We start from the raw sequence: 20629 nt of genomic DNA on the forward strand, positions 1-20629 counted from the left end.
GTGAGTGTTTACTCACCAATCATTCACACCTCATATAGCTGATATCCCATATAAAGAGCCATCCCCCATACAATAAGTGCGGAAACCTGGTTCATCCTTTTTAAAAACTTCCCACTTCGATCGAATTGACCAATCTTCCTTCCGATGATCGCTAAAGAAAAAAACCAAATCCAAGATACAGCTATGCATGCTAGACAAAATATCCATTTCTCGTATCCTGTATAGGCTAATGAACTAGTTCCAATAACGCCAATCGTATCCATAATAGCGTGAGGGTTAAATAATGAAACAGATGCCGCGAATGTCACCTGACGGCGTGCCGAAAAACGGTCTTGCCTTTGATCAACACCTGCTTCAGGATGATCTCTCCACAACATCCACCCCATATATGCCAAGAAAAAGAAGCCTATTATTAATAGCAAGAATCTTAATGATTCAAAGCTAAAAACAATTATTGATACTCCAGCAACAGCCAAATAAATCAGAATTGTATCACAGATCCCCGCTGTTATAATTGCAGGTAAAGCTTGGGTCCATTTAGAATGGATCGCCCCTTGATTAAATACAAATACATTTTGAACTCCTAAAGGCAGGATTAGTCCAAATGCCAATATCATTCCATGAAAAAATGCCTCCACAATCATTCCTCCTGTTCTCCATTAGAATAACGAAGGATGTGAAAGATGTCTCCAACCAATTGGATGGGATTCAATCCAACCATTTTGGTATAATAGTAGAAAAAAACGGAGTAGCCAATGCTAGATATAAAATGGAAACCACAAAAAACGTTATCAATTCCCTTGCATCAGCAAATCTCTAATTATATGAAAAACAAAATCATGACTGGTGAGTGGACAATTGGTACAAAACTACCTCCGCAACGACATTTAGCAAAGCTCTTTCAAGTAAACCGCAGCACAATTGTCACAGCACTAGACGAATTAGCTGCCGATGGTCTAATAGAATCCAAGGTTGGAAGCGGGACAAGGGTAATCAATAATACATGGGGCCTTCTTACTTCAACTCCCCCTCCAGATTGGATAAGCTATGTTAAATCCGGTATTCACAAGCCTAATAAATCTATCATTCAACAAATTAATAAGGCAGAAGCAGAGCCTGGCTTTATAAGGCTTGGTACCGGTGAGCTGTCACCTGATTTGTTACCGAACGAAAAAATGGCGGGGATTCTCCAATTCAATCACGCTCGACCTTTATCACTTGGCTACGCAGAACCTAAAGGAAGTCTATCCTTGCGTAAAAGTGTTAGTGCATATTTAAAAGAAAAAGGAATTGCAGCGTCACCAGAATCGATTTTAATCGTTTCTGGAGGACTCCAAGCCCTTCAATTAATCGCCATTGGGTTATTAGATAGAGGATCTACCATCTTACATGAAACCCCTTCATACTTGAACTCAGTACATGTATTCCAATCAGCTGGAATGAATTTATTTGGGATTCCATTAGACGAGGAAGGGATTCAATGTAATTCGATTCCCCGTATAAAGCGACAACATAAGGCAGCTTTACTGTATACGATCCCTACATTTCATAACCCGACAGGCACATTAATGTCTGAGAAAAGACGTTTGGAGCTTATGGAGGTATGTCAGAAGGAAGCAATTCCTATTATTGAGGATGATGTTTATGGTGATTTATGGCTTGAGGAATCTCCCCAAAAGCCATTAAAGGCAAATGATACACAAGGGAATGTCCTGTATATAGGAAGCATGTCCAAATCATTAAGTCCAGGTTTACGAATTGGCTGGATTGCAGGGCCCGAACCTGTCATTGAACGTTTATCCGATATCAAGATGCAAACAGATTACGGCTCAAGCTCGGTATCGCAATTTGCTGTAGACAACTGGCTTCGCAGCGGACATTATAAGGAGTTCTTAATAGAGCTAAAAATAGAATTAAGATATCGAAGAAATTTTACCCATCAAATTTTGAAGAAGCATTTTTCAGATATCGCAACCTGGAGTATACCAAAAGGCGGTTTTTATATCTGGCTTAAATTACAACCGAAAGTTTCCACACGGAAACTATTCGATTTAGCCCTTCGAGAAGGGATTTTAATTAATCCTGGAAATGTATATGATAAACATGATGATCAGCACCTGCGGATTTCCTATTCCTATGCATCACTTGAGCAACTAGAAGAAGGGTTAATTCAACTAGCAAAGCTGATTAAGCATTACTCTTTGAAATGAACAACCCGCTTTAGGATACCGTAATTAACATATACGGTATCCTTTGTTTTATCTAGTTAAAGGAAACTTATTGAGCGAGCCTGAAAAAAGAGCAGACTAATCTCATCTTTGTACGTCTAATCCATTAACTATAGACGGGTTCTTTCCCACATAAACCAAGCGTCTGCCCTGTTGACGTATGAATTTCGTGCAGAAGATCCGGGTTTTCCATAAGGGACCTTCCGTATGAAGGAATCATTTCTTTAATTTTTGGTTCCCACTCATTCATATATTCAGGGAAGCATTTTGATATCACTTCAAGCATGACGTGAACAGCAGTCGAAGCACCTGGAGATGCACCGAGGAGGGCTGCAATTGAGCCATCCGCTGCACTAACAACTTCCGTACCAAATTGAAGTGTTCCTTTCCCGCCAGCTTCAGTATCTTTAATCACTTGCACACGTTGGCCTGCTACAACTAAATCCCAATCCTCGCTTTTTGCATTGGGAATAAACTCACGCAACTCTTCCATGCGCTGTTCCTTTGATAGCATTACTTGCTGAATCAGATATTTAGTTAATGACATGTTCTTCGCACCTGCTGCCAACATTGTTAATAGGTTATCCGGTTTGACAGAAGTGATTAGATCAAACATGGATCCATGTTTCAGGAATTTTGGTGTGAATCCTGCAAATGGTCCAAAAAGTAAAGACTTTTTATTGTCAATGAATCGTGTATCAAGATGTGGAACAGACATTGGCGGAGCTCCCACCTTAGCTTTGCCATATACTTTTGCATGATGCTGAGCAACGACATCAGGATTATTACACACCATAAATAGTCCGCTTACTGGAAATCCTCCAATATGCTTACCTTCAGGAATACCCGATTTTTGCAGTAAATGCAGGCTTCCTCCACCGCCGCCAATAAAGACAAATTTAGCAGTATGGCGCTCAATAACACCGCTATCTAGATTCTGCACTTTCACTTCCCATAGACCTTCACTTGTACGTTTTATATCTTGAACACTATGTCTATAGTTTGTCTCAACATGTTTTCTCTCTAAGTGATCAAATAACATCCGTGTTAAAGCACCAAAGTTAACATCTGTTCCAGAGTCAATTTTGGTAGCAGCAATGGGTTCATTTGTTTTGCGTTCTTGCATAATAAGCGGAATCCATTCCATCAATTTTCCAGGATCATCGGAAAATTCCATCCCTTGAAATAGCGGATTTTTTGATAGCGCTTCAAATCGCTTTTTTAAAAATGCTACATTTTGTTCCCCTTGAACTAAACTCATATGAGGCAATGGCATGATAAAATCCTGTGGATTTTGGATCAGCTTGCTTTTGACAAGATATGACCAAAACTGCATCGAAACCTGAAACTGTTCATTAATATTTATTGCTTTCGTTATGTCTACAGATCCATCAGGTTTTTCCACCGTGTAATTAAGCTCGCAAAGTGCTGCATGCCCTGTTCCCGCATTATTCCATTCGTTTGAGCTTTCCTCTCCTGCTTTTGAAAGCTTCTCAAATACAGTTATTTCCCAGTCCGGTATTAATTCTTTCAGAAGTGTTCCCAAAGTCGCACTCATCATTCCGGCACCAATTAAGATAACATCTGTTTTTTTCTGTATGCTGCCCATTATAACCTTCCTTTTATCCCCTATATTTGTAAAGAAAACTCGCCGATTGACGAGCATGTAAAGGCGAAGACAGAGGCTAAGCTGCCCTTATACTTCATACTTAAAATTGGCCACTGCACCGAATAATCATCCACGCAGCCAATTTATACTTTCTTAACGTGCAAAAAAGAGTAGGAGCTCCTGCTTAGAAGTCACAAAAAGCAACGAACACCTAAGAACAACCTTTTCTGTCTCAACTATAACCATACCACTATTATACTATTATAAATATTTATAGATTAAAATTTCTACCGTTATCTGATAATTATAAACTATTTAAAGCTTGCAAAAAAGTGTGAAGTAATTCCATTAGGATTTAATCCATATATCAAGCCTTATTTTCACCAAATTCACTTGCATATATTTTCCATATATTGTATTATATATCTAAATGATATATATCTTTTAGATAGGTGAGAGTTTATTGAAAAATTATAACGATACAACGTATGCGATTTTAGGAATTTTAACAACCGATTGTAACTCCGGCTATTCCATTAAACAATTTATTGACAAGAGCCTAAACCATTTTTGGAAAATTAGTTATGGCCAAATTTACCCAACGTTAAAATTCATTGTCCAAGAGGAATTAGCTGAAGTCCATTCATCCTCTTCTGCAGGGAAGCCTGACCGAAATGAATACAAACTCACTTCAAAAGGAGTAGAAGTATTAAAAAATTGGTTAAATCATCCAATTGATCAATTGCCTGTTGAACGGAATGAAATTTTATTGAAATTGTTTTTTGGCCACTATCAATCACACGCTCAAACAATCTCGCTTCTACAAAATTACAAACAAAGGCTAGAAAGCCGGTACCAAACGTATGAATCGATCGAGTTAGCGATTCAACAGCATCAAAGTCATGATGAAAATTCAATGTATTGGCTTTTTACTTTAGATTATGGAAAAAGGGTAACGAAGGCTGCAATCGAATGGTGTGAATGTACTCTACAGAAGTATGAAACTATTAGGGAGGATTAAAAATGACCAAACACCTTTTTACTGGACGTTACACAACGGAAAATGAAGAGGATATCGTTGTATTTGTCATTGGAATGAGAGTGAATAAAAGGCTTGCAGTACACAAATGGTTACCAGTCTTTCTAGCTATGCCAGGAATGATTAGGGAGCTTTATACAAATAAAGAAGATCTGGGTTTTTTATCAATGGAAAGCTATTTTGGACTTAGAACAACTGCCATGATTCAATATTGGCGCTCAATGGATGATCTGCTCGCATATGCAAAATTTGAAAAGCATATGAATGCATGGAAAAATTTCTATAAGAAAATCGGAAATAATCAAACGGTTGGAATTTATCATGAAACATATCAAGTTAAAAAAGGAAATTATGAATCTTTTTATGGAAATATGCCTCACTACGGCTTAGGTAAAGCCTTAGACCTTATTCCAATAACAGCTAAACATGATTCGGCACGAAAACGTCTTAAAGTAGAATAGGTGAATGTGAAAAAAAGCACCTTAAATAGGTGCTTCTTTTATTCCTTCCTATGTCGTCACCCTCTAAAAACAATATAAAAATAGACGTTATTTTATTAATCTTTTAAGTTCCTTCTTCCAGCTTCACAAATTACTTAAGTCTTCCAAAGATAATAAACTAACTATTTTATACCCGTTCCCCTCCCCTTTAGGCCTTACAATAACTGTCCCCATATCAGGAATTTGCCCTAAAGCCACACCTTGGGGAAAGCTATGAGCAATAATCACCTTATTTCTCCCCGTTACTGGCTTTGTTTCTAGCACTGACTGAAGATGATGTAATATTCTCCTTCTTTCTCTACCAGGTAAATTCCCGCTTAACCTATATACCTCAACCCAAAAGGATTCAAATTCAACATTTGCCCTTCCAAATGCTAACTGTGCGGTTTCTATTGTTCTACAAAAGGGACTTGCAGAAATAGGAAAACGAATGGGTATTCTTAAGTAACGAAGAATCTCTCCATAATACATAGCCTGCCTTCTGCCCCTTTCAGAAAGATTCCTTTGGGTAGAGCAGTTTTGAAAATTTAAATTGAGTTGATCTCGGCCTACAGATGCTTCTCCGTGCCTTACATAGAAAATTAATCCTCCTTTTTGCAGTGAATCAAGTAATGATCTTTTCAAACGATCTCCCCTTCCTTGTGAATGTCTTAGATTACTTATAATGTATGTTTGAGAACATGGACTATTAACTATTAAATTAATACTAAGCCTACCAAATAAGAACCATTTTTTCTTCCGCATTTAAAGTGAGCTACTTAATGATTTGATTTATTTTCAAATAGACTAAAACACTACCCTCTTCTGCTAGAATAGACGATTTCCTCCCCTTCATTAGTTGATAGTCAATGCCCTATGTATATAAAAACTTAATCACCTTATTGATTTCCCCCTATTTGTGTATATACCTATGAACAAAAGTAAATGTAAAATATTTCTAGCATTTAGAGATAGAAGCACATACGCAGTTTTAATAAAATCATATTTTATAAAAGGATTTATATATATATCCCATTAATAGATTCAAAAAAGGAGCGTGTTGAAAATACTAACTAAGACAGGACCATTATCCGTTTCTTTATTAGGCAGTAGCGGAGGTGTTGCTAGAGCAATATTAGCCATTTTAAACAAATCCATTCAAGATAAAAATGACCCCCTACACCCCATCATTAGCAAATCCCGCCTTCACCTAATTGATATCAATCAAAAGGATAAAAAATACTACGATCAATTATTCCCTAACCTTGCAGGTAACATTAAGCTCCATCAACTAGATCTCAAAGATACAACTATCTTTAAAGAACATCTAAAACAGACAAATACAAAAATAGTCATAGATGTATCATGGGCCGATACAATTGAGATGCTTAATTGCTGTAACGAATTAGGCGTATATTATCTTAATTCAGCTCTAGAGAACACGGAGGTTGATGAGGACGAGGAATTGTATGGTTTCCCACTAGCAGAGCGATATTTTAGATTTGAAGATAATAAAGAAGATTTAATTGCAAATACAAAAGCTATTGTTTGTTCTGGTATGAATCCCGGAGTAGTTCAATGGATGGCTTTAAAACTAATGAAGGAAAATCCGGGCAAAAAGCCTTTAGCCTGCTACATTGTAGAGCATGACAATTCTTTTTTTAAAGACAAGAAATTAATTAAACCTAACACACTCTATACTTCATGGTCTGTTGAATGCTTCCTGGATGAAGCTATATTAAGCTATCCAATGTTTGTCGACCATCATTTACAGCATTATTTTTATGAAGAAGTATATGCGATGGAGTTTAAAGTGAAATTAGGGGAAAAAGAATTTTACGGTTGTCTGATGCCGCATGAAGAAGTGATTACATTAGGTGAAATATTTGATATGGAAATTGGCTTTATTTATCGTGTCAATGAATATACTACCAAAATAATTCGGGATAATTTAGATGATGTGGATGTTCTATGGGATTGGAATCAGCAAGTAATTGATCCTGATATAGGTGAAGTTGAAGGTGAAGATTTAATTGGTGTGCTTTTAGTTTACGAGGATATGGAAAAGTTCATGTATAACGTGATGAAAAGTAGTGAGATTTATCCAAAATTCAAAACAAACGCAACGTACTTTCAAGTAGCTTGCGGCATTTATGCAGGCTTAGCCAGCTTAATCCTTGATGATGTTCCTCTAGGTATCTATTATGTTGATGATCTTTTGCTTAACACTGAAAGCAAGTATGGAGAATATCTAACCTACCATATGACTGATTTTGTCAAGGGAGAAAATAAAGGCTCCGATGGGTTGTTGCATAAAAGACTGAAATGGATTGAATAGACGATTATAAATTGATAAAAATATAGATCTATCAATCACTTTTTTAATAGACATCCTTATTAGTTGGCAGACTACAAGTTAGTTCGTTATGCACTTCTTCCATAAAAAATCTATTTGTTAGGAGATGAAAAGTTGGGAAAAGCACTTATTATTGGTTGTGGTGGAGTGGCATCCGTTGCCGTCCATAAATGTGTTCAAAACAATGAAGTATTTGAAGAGATTTGTATCGCAAGTCGGACAAAATCAAAATGTGATGACTTAAAAGCCAAACTAGATGGTAGAAAAACGAAAATTACAACTGCTCAAGTTGACGCAAATAATGTCGATGAATTAATTGCTTTAATTGAAGAAGTAAAACCAGATATCGTAATGAACTTAGCTTTACCATATCAAGATTTAACAATCATGGACGCTTGCCTAGCAACCAAAACACACTATATGGATACGGCAAACTATGAACCGGAAGATACAGCAAAATTTGAATACAAATGGCAGTGGGAATACCACGAACGTTTTGAAAAGGCTGGCATCACCGCTCTTTTAGGTAGCGGCTTTGACCCCGGTGTTACAGGTGTATTTTCAGCTTATGCACTGAAACATCATTTTGATGAAATTGAACAGATCGATATTCTTGACTGCAATGCAGGTGATCACGGCTATCCGTTTGCTACCAATTTTAATCCTGAAATCAATATTCGTGAAGTTTCTGCGAATGGTAGATATTGGGAAAATGGCGAATGGGTTGAAACGAAACCAATGGAAATTAAACGCGTTTATAACTTCCCTGAAGTAGGAGAAAGAGATATGTACCTGTTATACCACGAAGAGCTAGAATCCCTAGTAAAAAACATTCCAGGACTTAAACGTATCCGCTTCTTCATGACATTTGGCCAAAGCTACCTTACACATCTAAAATGTCTTGAAAATGTCGGAATGACTTCAATTGAACCGATCGAATTCGAAGGAAATCAAATTATTCCTCTTCAGTTCTTAAAAGCTGTCTTACCAGACCCTGCCTCCCTCGGACCACGCACAAAAGGTAAAACCAACATCGGCTGTATCTTCAAAGGAAAAAAAGACGGGAAAGATAAAACATATTATGTATACAATGTTTGTGACCATGAAGAATGCTATAAAGAAGTAGGTTCTCAGGCAGTGTCCTATACAACAGGCGTCCCTGCAATGATTGGTGCAATGATGCTGATAACAGGAAAGTGGAATAAACCAGGTGTATACAATATTGAAGAATTTGATCCAGACCCATTCATGGAAGCACTGAACAAATGGGGACTGCCATGGAAGGAAAACTTTGATCCAGAGCTAGTCGATTCTGAATCTATTAAACTCTCAGAACCGAAGAAAGGCAGTAGTTAATATGAAGTTCGAGGAAATACCATCACCTTGTTATGTAATCGATGAAGATCTTCTGGAAAAAAATTTAAAAATCTTGAACGGAGTCATGGAACGGACAGGATGCAAGATCCTTTTGGCACAAAAAGCATTTTCCATGTTTAAGATGTATCCTCTAATGGGGAAGTATTTAAGCGGTACGACTGCAAGCGGCTTATATGAAGCTCGTCTAGGTCGGGAGGAAATGGGAAAAGAGACTCATATCTTTTCCCCTGCCTATCGTGAAGACGAAATCGATGAGATTATATCTATTTGTGACCATATCGTCTTTAATTCCTTTTCACAGTTGGAGAAATTTAAAGATAAAGCTCTTGCAGCTGGCAAAAGTGTGGGCTTGCGCATTAATCCCGAATGCTCGACACAGGTGAGCCATGCCATCTATGACCCCTGCACGCCAGGTTCAAGATTCGGCGTAACAATAGCGAATTTTCGTCAGGATTTGCTTGATGGTGTTTCAGGCTTACACTTCCATACCCTTTGTCAGCAAAACTCCAACGATTTGGAAACAACTCTTAAGGCTGTAGAAGAGAGGTTTGGACCATGGCTATCTCAAATGGATTGGATTAACTTTGGCGGCGGACACTACATTACAGAAAAAGGCTATAACATTCAATTACTAGAAAGTTGCATTAAGAGAATGCAAGATAAATACGGATTAGTAGTATATCTTGAGCCTGGTGAAGCCGTTGCTTACAATGCAGGATATCTGGTTACGACTGTACTTGATACACATCAAAACGGTATCGATATTGCTATTCTCGACACTTCTGCAACCTGCCATATGCCCGATGTATTGGAAATGCCTTATCGCCCTCCTCTTCTTGGCTCAGGAACTCCAGGGGAAAAGCCGTTTTTGTATCGTCTTGGCGGGCAAACCTGCCTCACTGGTGATATAATTGGAGATTATTCTTTTGACCAGCCATTAAAGAGTGGAGATCGTTTAGTTTTTGGAAATATGGCAGTCTACACGATGGTGAAAAACACCACTTTTAACGGTATGTCATTACCAGCAATTGTTATTTTGGATCAAGCAGGAGAATACCATATCGTACGCGAATTTGACTTTAAAGATTTTAAAATGAGGCTCGCATAAAAGAGGAATTTAAAAATATTAGTTAACAGTAAAGGACTAGATAGCATCCTATTTATTGCCCACACAAACTTAATCACTTAGAAAAATCCGCAAAAATCTTTTGCGGATTTTCATTGTTTTGCAGGTGAACAGTCATGCCTCACGATTTCTCCTAAATTACCTGCCTTACTTACTCTAGATAATTGCTTTTATTCTCTATTAATTGTTGAAAAAGGAGTCTCCTTCCAATATTAAAAAGACTGATATAGTTGAGAATACTTTCTAAATCAGTTAGCATAAGTAGTAGTTTAATAAATATCGAGGTGAGTTTTTGCGGAATGTAAGTTCAGTTTTTTGGTATTCACTTTCAATTTGCGTTTTACTTGTTGTATGGGGTGCGATTGCTCCCGCTCATTTACAAGCTTTTTCTTCAAAGGTAACGAGTTATATCTCTGAAACATTCGGGTGGTATTATTTAATCATTATCATGATATTGTTGGCTTTCTGTATCTACTTAATTTTTTCACCACTTGGAAAAATTAAATTAGGTAAAGAAAACGACAAGCCCGAATTTAGTTTATCTTCCTGGTTTGCTATGTTATTTAGTGCAGGTATGGGAATGGGACTGGTTTTTTGGACCACAGCTGAGCCAATTTCTCATGCATTTAAAAATCCTCCAGGAGCTGAAGCAGGATCTGATGAAGCGATTAGGGAGTCGCTCCAGTATTCTTTTTTCCACTGGGGAATTCATGCATGGGCAGTTTATGGAGTTGTGGCACTATCCTTGGCTTACTTTAAGTTTCGTAAAGGTCAACCAGGATTAATTAGTGCTACCCTTTCTCCGGTATTTGGAGAAAAAAGCATGCGAGGACTATCCGGGAAATTAATCGATACACTGGCTGTATTTGCTACAGTGGTTGGTGTAGCTTCAACTCTTGGTTTTGGATCTGCCCAAATTAATGGGGGTCTGTCCTATCTCTTTCATACACCGAATAACTTTGGCATGCAATTATTGATTCTAGCTGTTTCCACTGTTCTTTTCATTTATTCTGCTTGGTCAGGAGTAGGGAAAGGAATTAAGTATTTAAGTAATGCCAATATGGGACTTGGATTTGCCTTATTAATTGCGCTATTTATCGTTGGCCCTACTTTGTACATCTTAAATATGTTTACAGCCACACTTGGAAGTTATATAACTAATTTTTTTGATATGAGTTTTCGTATATCCCCATTAAATGAAGATGGTCGTACATGGATTGACAATTGGACAATCTTTTACTGGGCTTGGTGGATTTCTTGGGCTCCATTTGTTGGAATTTTTATTGCCAGAATATCTAAGGGACGAACCATTAAAGAATTTATCATAGGTGTACTTTTTGTCCCCTCATTAGTTTGTTTTATCTTTTTTTCCGTATTTGGTGTTTCAGCACTAAATATAGAACAAAATGGAATTGAAACTATTTCAAGCCTATCCCTTGAAACGACAACATTTGCGGTACTTCATCAGTATCCATTAGGCGGATTTCTATCCTTAATCACGATTGTCGTTATTGCGATATTTTTCATTACTTCAGCAGACTCTGCAACTTTTGTATTGGGAATGCTGAGTACAGAAGGTTCAATTAACCCTGCTAATTCTGTAAAAATTGTTTGGGGAATTGCTATGTCAGCAATGGCTGCCATTATTGTTTATTTCGGCGGTACACAAGGACTGCAGAATATGTTAATTATCGCTGCATTACCTTTCTCCGTGGTCATGCTGTTAATGGGAGCTTCATTTTACAAATCGGCAAAAGAAGAGATTGAAAAAAGAGAAAATGGAAAAATAGTTGAAGGAAAAAGAATAAGCTAATAAACAGGTTTACTATATTTTGGCTTTGCCCTTAACTAAATTGACCATCCTTATGCGTCAGATTTGCTGGGGGTGGTTTTTTATTTTAAGGTTGTTTCTGTCATTGAACATGAATGCAAAAGAGGCTCTTAGAAAGCTAGACATCACTAACTTTCCAGAAGCCTCTATTATTGTCTCGAATCTAAAGAGATAAGGTATTTATTATTAAAGTTGTTCACCATTCGTTTGAATCACTTTTTTATACCAATCAAATGAATCTTTCTTGTAACGCTTCATTGATCCGTTTCCTTCATTATCACGATCAACATAGATCATCCCATAACGTTTTTTCATTTCACCTGTTGTGAATGAAACGATATCGATGATTCCCCATGGTGTATAACCTATTAAATCAACACCATCATAAGTTACAGCCTTTTCTAATGCTTCAATATGTGATTTTAAATACTGTATTCTTTCTGGATCATGAATAGAGCCATCCTCTTCCATAACATCTATTGCTCCGAACCCATTTTCAACGATAAATAGCGGGATTTGATATCTGTCATAAAAACGATTTAGTGTATATCTTAAGCCGGTCGGATCAATCGCCCAGCCCCAATCACTTGATTTAATGTATGGATTTTCAACACCATTCGGTAATCCGCCATTTACAATATCACCAGTGTTGTCATTTTTCACATCACTTTTAACTGTTGTCGACATATAGTAACTGAAGCCTAAATAATCAACCGTACCATTTCTTAGGATTTCTTCGTCTCCATCTTCGAACTTAATTTGATATCCTTCTCTCTCAAATTCTTTTAAAGCATAGCTTGGGTAATAACCGCGCACCTGAACATCAGGGAAGAAATAACGTTGTCTCATTTCTTCTTCTGCTAACATGATATCTTCTGGATTAGAAGAAAAAGGATAAATCGGTACATGTGAAACCATTGCTCCAATTTGGAATTCCGGGTTGATTTCTTTTCCCTTGGCTACAGCTAGTGCACTAGCAACAAGTTCATGGTGTGCAGTCTGGTACATAACTTCCTTTGCATTTTCGTTTTCACCAACTATTACACCTGAGTTTGTCCATAAGAATATTGGATTGTTTACATCCATTTGGTTATTAATTTCATTAAATGTCATCCAATATTTTACTTTATCTTTATAACGCTTGAAGCAAACCTCAGCAAACCTCGCAAAAAAGTCTACCACTTTTCGATTTCTAAATCCGCCATACTCTCTTGCTAAATGTAATGGCATTTCAAAGTGAGATAATGTAATAACAGGTTCAATTCCATACTTTAATAATTCATCAAACACATCATCATAGAATTGCAGTCCGGCTTCATTTGGTTCAGCTTCATCGCCTTTTGGGAAAATTCGGCTCCATCCGATTGAAGTTCTTAAACATTTTAAACCCATCTCAGCAAATAATGCGATATCTTCCTTATATCTATGATAGAAATCAATTGCCTCATGGTTCGGATAGAATTTCGTTTCTTCAATTTCTTCAGTGATTTCTCTCGGCACTCCATGTGCACCTGCTGTCATAACGTCAACTACGCTTGGCCCTTTGCCACCTGCATTCCATCCACCTTCAAATTGGTGAGCAGCTAAAGCACCGCCCCATAGAAAATCTTTAGGTAACTTACTCATGATCAATTCCTCCTTATTTAATCACAGTGAACAACTTTTGATCTAAAACACTATCTTTCAATTTTTCAATGATAATTTCTTTATAAGAATGTGCATTCGTTACAATAAGAGGTGTCGTAACCTTGATTCCTTCTTTTTGAATAAATTCTTTATCAAAGGTAATCAGTAAATCACCTTTTGTAATCTTCTGACCATCTTCAACATGTAAATTGAACGGCTTTCCATCTAATTTAACAGTATCTAAACCAATATGAACAAGTAGTTCAACACCAGATTTTGAACGTAAACCGATTGCATGCTTTGTCGGTGCAACCATTACAACCGTTCCATCAAATGGCGCATATAATTTGTTATCTGATGGCTCTATCGCTACTCCTGGTCCCATTGCTCCTGAGCTAAATACTTCATCTTGAACTTCTGAAAGTGAAATTACTTTACCAGTTAACGGAGCAGCTACAAATTCTTCATTGTCTTCAAAATTGTTTTGCTGTTGTTCTCCACCTTGCTCTTTTACTAAATCTTCACTTCCCGCCTCTTTTGCTTTATCCTCACCAAAACCAAAAATCTGAATTAATACGATTGGTAGAATAATAGCAATCGCAACTCCAATCAAGATTCCCCATATAGACGTTGGATAGTCTGAATTAATACCATTTACAATTGTCAGTGGACCAGGTAATCCTGCATAAGCAAAATAATAAGGATTAAAGAAACTAGCTACGATCGCACCAACCGCACCTGAAATAGCTCCAAAGATAAATGGTTTTTTAAATCTTAATGTAACCCCGTAAATAGCTGGCTCTGTAATACCAAACAATCCAGTTACACCAGCTGAAACGCTGACTTTACGAACTTCTTGACTCTTAGCTTTAAGAATAACACCAAGCACTGCTCCAATCTGTGCAATAACTGCAATCGTTTGATACGCTTGGAAAGAATCTCTACCGTATAAATCAAAATTTGCAAGCACCATAGGTGTAACTCCCCAGTGCACACCAAAGATAACTAATATTTGCCATAATCCCCCAATGATAGCACCAGCCAAAGCAGGCACATTTTCCGCTAAGAAGTTATAGCCATTAGCTACTCCATTAGCTCCCATTGTTGATAAAGGTCCAATCACTAGAATTGTTAGTGGTACCATAATGACCATACATAAAAGTGGAACAAATAATGGTCTAACAACTTCATTCATTCTCTTGTTCAAAAATCTTTCAAGATAAGATAAGAACCATACTAAAAATAATGGCGGTAAAACAGAAGATGTGTAAACCGTTTCACTTAATGGCATACCTAAAAATGAAATGCTTGTTCCTGATGAAATCTGTGCAGCCATTTCTGCCCAAGTCGGACTAACTAATGCGGCACAGCAGGCAACTGCAATATAAAGATTTGTTTTAAAATGTTTTGCTGCCGTCATAGCTATGAAAATTGGTAAAAAGGTAAATGGTGCCCATGAAATAAAGCTTAAAACTTGATAAGTTCCGGTTTCTGCAAAACCAGCAGAGAATAAATTAATGATAATTAATGCGCCTTGTAATATACCTGCTGCAGCTAAAATGTAAATGAATGGTGCAAAAACTGCTGACATTGTCGCAATGACCCGGTTTAAAACCGTTCCTTCACTTTTGCCTTGTTCCTCTGTCGTTTCAAGGTTTACTAGACCTGAAAACTTCTCAAAAACTTCCCCAACGTGCTGGCCAATAACAACTTGGAATTGACCACCGTTCTCTACAACTGTTATAACTCCAGGCATCGCAGCTACTGCTTGTTTTGCCTTTGGATTTGAACGCTTCAAAACTAATCTAAGTCTAGTTGCACAGCGAGTTGCTCCTATAACATTCTCTTCCCCGCCAACTGCATCCAAAATGTCTTTTGCTAGTTTACTATAATCTCTAACTTTTCCTGACATTTTAAATCCTCCCTAATAGTTAATACGTTTTCATTATAATTGTATCGATACAATTTATCAATAACTATATAATATTTTTATTTATATATAATAATTAAGTTACGTTATGATATAATTATACATATTTAAAAAGTTATCAATTAGTGAGGAATAGGTATGTTAAAGTATCAGGAAATTGCAAAAGCGATTGAAAAATATATTGAAGGTCACCAACTACAACAAGGGGATAAGCTTCCTGTACTAGAAACTTTAATCGCTCATTTTAAAGTGAGTAAAAGTACCATAACAAAATCTTTAGATATTTTGGAGAGAAAGGGAGTCGTCTTCCAAGTTAGAGGTAGCGGTATTTTTGTGAGAAGGCATAGGAGAACGGGATATGTCAGTCTTCTTTCTAATCAAGGATTCAAAAAAGATCTTGAGAATTTCCAAGTTACCTCCAAGGTCATTGACTTAGATGTAAGAAAGCCAACAGAAGAAGCGGCTGATAATTTAAACATTCCACTTACTGACGATGTCTACTATGTAAAAAGACTTCGATATATTAATGGACAAACGCTGTGCTTTGAAGAGTCCTATTATAATAAATCAATCATTACGTACTTAAATAAAGAAATCGTTTCTGAATCTATCTTTCATTACATCAGGGAAGGACTAGGATTGAAGGTTGGTTTTTCAGATATGTTCTTCCATGTTGATAAACTAAATGATGAAGAAGCAAGCCATTTAAACTTGCCTAATGGATCACCAAAATTTTACGTTGAAAGTATCTTTCATTTAACGAACGGACAGCCATTTGATTTCTCAAAAGTAACCTACAACTATCAACAGTCCCAATTCTTTATCCAAGCAAATAGCCACATATTGTAATGGATAAAATTAGATGTGGCCTATTGTTAAAAACAGCCTAAATATAGAGGTTTTCATTTTACATTTTCCAAACAAAAGCTTGGTTTCTTTATTTAAGAAAACAAGCAACTTTTATTTTGTATATATCAGAGCTTTCATTGATTTAAATATAAAGGATTATAGAAAGGAGGAACATCATGATTGCCTTTTGGGGAGAAGTAATTGGTACTGCCATATTAATTTTTCTAGGGGGAAGTGTATGTGCTGGCGCTACTCTAAAAAGGTCTTTTTCTTATAACGCTGGCTGGTTCGCCATTCAATTCGCATGGGGAATGTCTGTAACTTTAGCTATTTTTACCGTAGGAAAATATAGTGGAGCACATATTAATCCGGTCATTACTTTGGTCTTTGCACTTACTGGAAATTTCCCATGGGATCAAGTAGCTGTTTATATCATTGCTCAGTTATTAGGTGCTATGATTGGTGCAGCGGGGGTATACTTACAATACTTACCTCATTGGAAAGAAACAAAAGACCAAAATGCTATTCTTGGAGTCTTTGCAACTAGTCCAGCTATTAGGCATCCTTTTTCTAATATGTTAAGTGAGACCTTAGCAACATTTATTTTAATACTCGGAATCCTTTCAATTGGAGCTACTAAATTTACAGATGGCCTCCATCCATTGGCAGTCGGCTTCTTCATTATCACATTAGGGACCTCATTGGGAGGCACAACAGGTGCTGCGATGAACCCTGCTCGTGACTTGGGGCCAAGGATTATACATTCTCTTTTGCCTATACCAGGTAAAGATGATTCCAATTGGCAATATTCCTGGATACCTATCTTAGGGCCTATTCTTGGCGGTTGCCTTGGTGGATTTTTTTATCATAGTGTGTTCTATGGAGAAATGATCTTTCAATTAATTGTTACCCTGGTAATTACCGGTCTTGTCTTATTTTTATCCTATCGTTTAGGAGTTAAAAAGGAAAAGCAGAAGGTTTTAAAAGCTGGGGTGGCGTGATAAATATCTATCATTCTAAGTAACTTCAAATTTAAATAAAGGCTGTTTTCGCATATTTGTTGTTGTTAACACAGTGTTTAAAGTGAAAATAGTTCGTTCCATTGCGCTGCAGATACTCGACTCCTGCGGGAGATGAGTATCATCCGCTCCATTCCACTATAGAGTTAAAATAATATGCAAAAGCAACAATCATTGAGAAAACAGCCTAAATAAAAAGCCCCTCTTTCTCCTTCATCAGGCAAAAGGGGCTTTAATTATTTTTTGCACTTCAACATTACATTCTTGTTTATTCAGCTACTCCACTTGGATTCTGGTAAAGAGACTGTACCTCTGTAGCCGGAATGGCTACCCCATCATATACACGCACTTCATCCATTAACCCTTTGAAAGGTGTATCCCAGTAGTTAACACCCAAACCGAATTCAGCATCAATAGATGTAAATACATTCGGGAAGTTGTCCCCAGTATATTTAGCCACACCATTAATATAAAATACAGCATGTCCTTCCTGGACCGTTAAAGCAACATGTGACCACTGATCTACAGGTATGGTGGTATCCGTTACAGCATCATACCATTGGTCACCGTTGTGTGACCAAACCATTGTATTGCCCCATCCAGTTTTTGGTACGATACTGATCCAGTTATTCGATGTTTCTGCCCCAAAGAATGAAGTAGTAAATTCAGTGATTTGTTCAGGCTTTAACCACAATGATATAGAGTAAGTATCACCGGTAATTAAGCCATCAGCTAAACGCAGTCCCGAATTCCCATCGAATTTAGCCGCTTGTCCCACAATACCTTCAGCAAATGTAATATTTCCGCCTGTATTATTAAGTCGATCGCCCGTCACGGTTGCATCCGCTTTTTTTCCAGCGCTGTCTTTAAATCCTTCACTAAAATCGTAGAAAGCCGCTAAGCCGCCTTCTTCCTTTGCCTTCACTGTAACGGTTACTGTTAGTGTTTCGGTCGCATCCCCTAATGTAATCGTCCCCGTTAAGTGAACCTCAGCATCTTCAGAGCCAGGATTTGGCCGTGTAACCACTCCTTCAGTAGACACTGCCTCCGGATTAGAAGATTCCCATGTAATTTGGGCTCCTCTTGTTGCTACGGTTGGAAGTGTTAAATTACTAATCACAGTTGAAGGGAAATTAGTTATTAACTCTTGTTTAATTGCCTGTACTAAATCCTCATCAGAAGATGCTTCCACATGACTTCCCCAAATGACAATTCCTTCATCTGACATCGCGCTAAACGTCATAACCCACTTTTGAGAAGTAGGGTCATATTGGCGGATAAATACACCATCGTACGTACCTTCATTATCAATTGTTAATTCTGCTTTGTAATTCCCATAAAGTTTCCATGTACCTGTTACTGCGCCAGAAATGGTGTGATCTTCATTCAATTTCACCCATGTTGACTCAGTTAAGTCACCAGTAATTTCTTTGCCATGGTTAATGTATTTATAGTCACCTGTTACATCCGCTTCGGAAACCTTCTCAATTGTTTCTCCTGCATAACGGTATGGTGTTGGCACCGGCCATTGGTCATTGTTCTTAAATGTTTGGTGTACACGAACCTCGTGCATTTCACCTTGTTGTGGGAAACGAGTATGCGTTACGATAAATTCCTTGCCTAATTCTTCGTCAATTAGATAAGAGTTATGACCCGGAGAAAGGTAACCTGTACCGATTCCTGTTCCGGCTTCACCAAGGTCTCTTTTAAATAGGAAGTTCCCCATCATTTTATTGCCGATATCTTTATGATCGTCATTACCCGGAAAGTTTCCAACTCCCCTATCAAATGATTCTGGGAATACAGCAGCATTTCCTTTTGCATCAACATATGGGCCATCAGGATTCTTGGATCTAAACTGTCTCATCTGATAACCGCCATCAGAAGCTAAACCTCCATACGTGATGTATAGATAATAATAGTCTGTTTCCTTATCATATATAGCGTAAGTTCCTTCAGCCGACCTTCCGTAGCCAGAAGCAATTTTTGTACCAAAATATCTGTCGATCATTCTTCCATCTTCTGTTTTTCCATCCTTTCCAGGATACTTTGGCAGCCCTGTTTTCTTATCTAATTCTAAAATAAAGGTTCCGCCTGACCAGGAGCCGTAAGTCATATATAACTTATTATTTTTACCCTGAAGGATATTAGCATCGATGGCATTGGTGTAAAGTTTATTATTATACGCACCACTTTCCGTAAACCAATCAGGATTTACTTCATCGATCACACCATCTTTAATAAGATCTGCGATATTCGTATTCTCCCAATGCTTATTGACATTACTGTTTCGATCATAGGCATTATTGTTGGTAAATCCTGAATACATAATAGTATCTACATATTCAAATGGTCCTTCAATATTCTTAGAAACCGCTATACCGATGGCAGAACGGATATAAGTGGAAGACACACTATAGTAAATCATAAAGGCACCCTTTGTCCCATCTTCATTTACATAATGTTTATTCCAAAACACATCCGGAGCCCAAACTGCAAAGCCGCCTCTGCTGTCTGAATCATTTTCTCCAGCCCATTTAAAGGACTCCGCCAGGTTTGCTGACAAATCTCCATATACTTTATTATTCGGGGTAGTATACCCATTCGTAAATCTATCCCAATTGATTAAGTCCGTTGATTTAGCCCCATCAATGTGTGAACCATACACATAGTAAGTCCCCGTTTTAGGATCTTTAATGATTGAAGGGTCATGAACAGAAGCATTTCTGAATTCAAGTTGTTCAGAATTACTTGTTTGCTTTTTACCTAGTGCGCTGCTTGGTATTAACAACAATAGTATTAGAAAAACAGATATGAAGCTTATAAAAGAACCTTTCATTTCATTGTTTCCCCTCTCTTATTAACAAAATGAAAACGTATTCATTTTATGCAACTCCCATTCCACCTAACATGTTCAAAGTAAGACTAGACCTTAACCTATTATGTTTTAGTAGTTCAATATACGTAATTTTCTGAATACTAGGAGTGTTTCTATTCAAACATGAAGATGAGCGAAAAAAGGATATCTTAGATGTGTAAAAATTTAGTGGAATCAATAACTGAAACTGAAGAATTGTACGGACCAATAACATTAACTTCCTTAGTTCGTCTTTATATAACCTCCAATCCTCAAAAGTTATACTTACAACTGTGGAGCACT

15 protein-coding genes are annotated in these 20629 nt (G+C 37.3%); 9 read left to right on the forward strand and 6 right to left on the reverse strand.

The genetic code is table 11. The features are described 5' to 3' along the window. Positions 1 to 23: 23 nt before the first annotated feature. A complete protein-coding gene (locus AC4GZ8_RS14495) occupies positions 24 to 638 on the reverse strand; it encodes a LysE/ArgO family amino acid transporter (protein ID WP_491082607.1) in 615 nt (204 codons plus the stop codon). A 117-nt stretch (positions 639 to 755) separates the two neighbouring features. Here AC4GZ8_RS14495 and AC4GZ8_RS14500 point away from each other — a divergent pair, with 117 nt between their 5' ends. Beyond that, the gene (locus AC4GZ8_RS14500) at positions 756 to 2210 is read left to right on the forward strand and encodes an aminotransferase-like domain-containing protein (RefSeq protein ID WP_491082609.1); all 1455 of its coding nucleotides are present in this window, start codon (positions 756 to 758) and stop codon (positions 2208 to 2210) included. A gap of 124 nt (positions 2211 to 2334) precedes the next feature. On the opposite strand, the gene AC4GZ8_RS14505 is transcribed toward AC4GZ8_RS14500, so the two are convergent. Beyond that, complete coding sequence (locus AC4GZ8_RS14505; RefSeq protein WP_491082610.1) at positions 2335 to 3837, reverse strand: malate:quinone oxidoreductase; 1503 nt, start codon at positions 3835 to 3837, stop codon at positions 2335 to 2337. A gap of 463 nt (positions 3838 to 4300) precedes the next feature. Here AC4GZ8_RS14505 and AC4GZ8_RS14510 point away from each other — a divergent pair, with 463 nt between their 5' ends. Both AC4GZ8_RS14510 and AC4GZ8_RS14515 read left to right on the forward strand, forming a co-directional pair. Continuing rightward, the gene (locus AC4GZ8_RS14510; RefSeq protein ID WP_491082611.1) at positions 4301 to 4858 is read left to right on the forward strand and encodes a PadR family transcriptional regulator; all 558 of its coding nucleotides are present in this window, start codon (positions 4301 to 4303) and stop codon (positions 4856 to 4858) included. Between the two features lie 2 nt (positions 4859 to 4860). Further along, positions 4861 to 5337: a DUF4188 domain-containing protein gene (locus tag AC4GZ8_RS14515; protein WP_491082612.1), complete on the forward strand. Its 477-nt coding sequence runs from the start codon at positions 4861 to 4863 to the stop codon at positions 5335 to 5337. A gap of 123 nt (positions 5338 to 5460) precedes the next feature. Here the strand turns inward: AC4GZ8_RS14515 and AC4GZ8_RS14520 are convergent, their stop codons facing one another. Then, a complete protein-coding gene (locus AC4GZ8_RS14520) occupies positions 5461 to 6000 on the reverse strand; it encodes a histidine phosphatase family protein (protein WP_491082613.1) in 540 nt (179 codons plus the stop codon). A 421-nt stretch (positions 6001 to 6421) separates the two neighbouring features. Between AC4GZ8_RS14520 and AC4GZ8_RS14525 the strand changes: the two genes are divergently transcribed. The 4 genes from AC4GZ8_RS14525 (at position 6422) to AC4GZ8_RS14540 (ending at position 12027) form a co-directional block, all read left to right on the forward strand. Further along, positions 6422 to 7693: an S-adenosylmethionine decarboxylase related protein gene (locus AC4GZ8_RS14525; RefSeq protein ID WP_491082707.1), complete on the forward strand. Its 1272-nt coding sequence runs from the start codon at positions 6422 to 6424 to the stop codon at positions 7691 to 7693. Between the two features lie 132 nt (positions 7694 to 7825). Then, a complete protein-coding gene (locus AC4GZ8_RS14530; RefSeq protein WP_491082614.1) occupies positions 7826 to 9067 on the forward strand; it encodes a saccharopine dehydrogenase family protein in 1242 nt (413 codons plus the stop codon). Between the two features lies 1 nt (position 9068). After that, positions 9069 to 10196 (forward strand): carboxynorspermidine decarboxylase, encoded by a 1128-nt coding sequence (nspC, locus tag AC4GZ8_RS14535; protein ID WP_491082615.1) that lies wholly within the window; start codon positions 9069 to 9071, stop codon positions 10194 to 10196. A gap of 310 nt (positions 10197 to 10506) precedes the next feature. Next, on the forward strand, positions 10507 to 12027 hold the full coding sequence (locus AC4GZ8_RS14540) for a glycine betaine uptake BCCT transporter (protein WP_491082616.1): 1521 nt from the start codon (positions 10507 to 10509) through the stop codon (positions 12025 to 12027). Positions 12028 to 12231: 204 nt separating this feature from the next. Here AC4GZ8_RS14540 and bglA read toward each other — a convergent pair whose 3' ends face one another. Both bglA and AC4GZ8_RS14550 read right to left on the reverse strand, forming a co-directional pair. Beyond that, positions 12232 to 13671, reverse strand: a complete 1440-nt coding sequence (gene bglA, locus AC4GZ8_RS14545) for a 6-phospho-beta-glucosidase BglA (protein ID WP_491082618.1) — start codon at positions 13669 to 13671, stop codon at positions 12232 to 12234. 13 nt (positions 13672 to 13684) lie between these two features. Then, positions 13685 to 15583 (reverse strand): beta-glucoside-specific PTS transporter subunit IIABC, encoded by a 1899-nt coding sequence (locus tag AC4GZ8_RS14550; RefSeq protein WP_491082619.1) that lies wholly within the window; start codon positions 15581 to 15583, stop codon positions 13685 to 13687. Between the two features lie 156 nt (positions 15584 to 15739). On the opposite strand from AC4GZ8_RS14550, the gene AC4GZ8_RS14555 reads away from it, so the two are divergent. Beyond that, a complete protein-coding gene (locus AC4GZ8_RS14555; RefSeq protein WP_491082621.1) occupies positions 15740 to 16450 on the forward strand; it encodes a GntR family transcriptional regulator in 711 nt (236 codons plus the stop codon). Positions 16451 to 16626: 176 nt separating this feature from the next. Then, positions 16627 to 17451 (forward strand): MIP/aquaporin family protein, encoded by an 825-nt coding sequence (locus AC4GZ8_RS14560; RefSeq protein WP_491082622.1) that lies wholly within the window; start codon positions 16627 to 16629, stop codon positions 17449 to 17451. Between the two features lie 286 nt (positions 17452 to 17737). On the opposite strand, the gene AC4GZ8_RS14565 is transcribed toward AC4GZ8_RS14560, so the two are convergent. After that, complete coding sequence (locus AC4GZ8_RS14565) at positions 17738 to 20308, reverse strand: lipocalin-like domain-containing protein (protein ID WP_491082623.1); 2571 nt, start codon at positions 20306 to 20308, stop codon at positions 17738 to 17740. Between the last annotated feature and the right edge of the window lie 321 nt (positions 20309 to 20629).

Source organism: Metabacillus sp. RB-C-LZQ-3-1 (assembly GCF_058315175.1).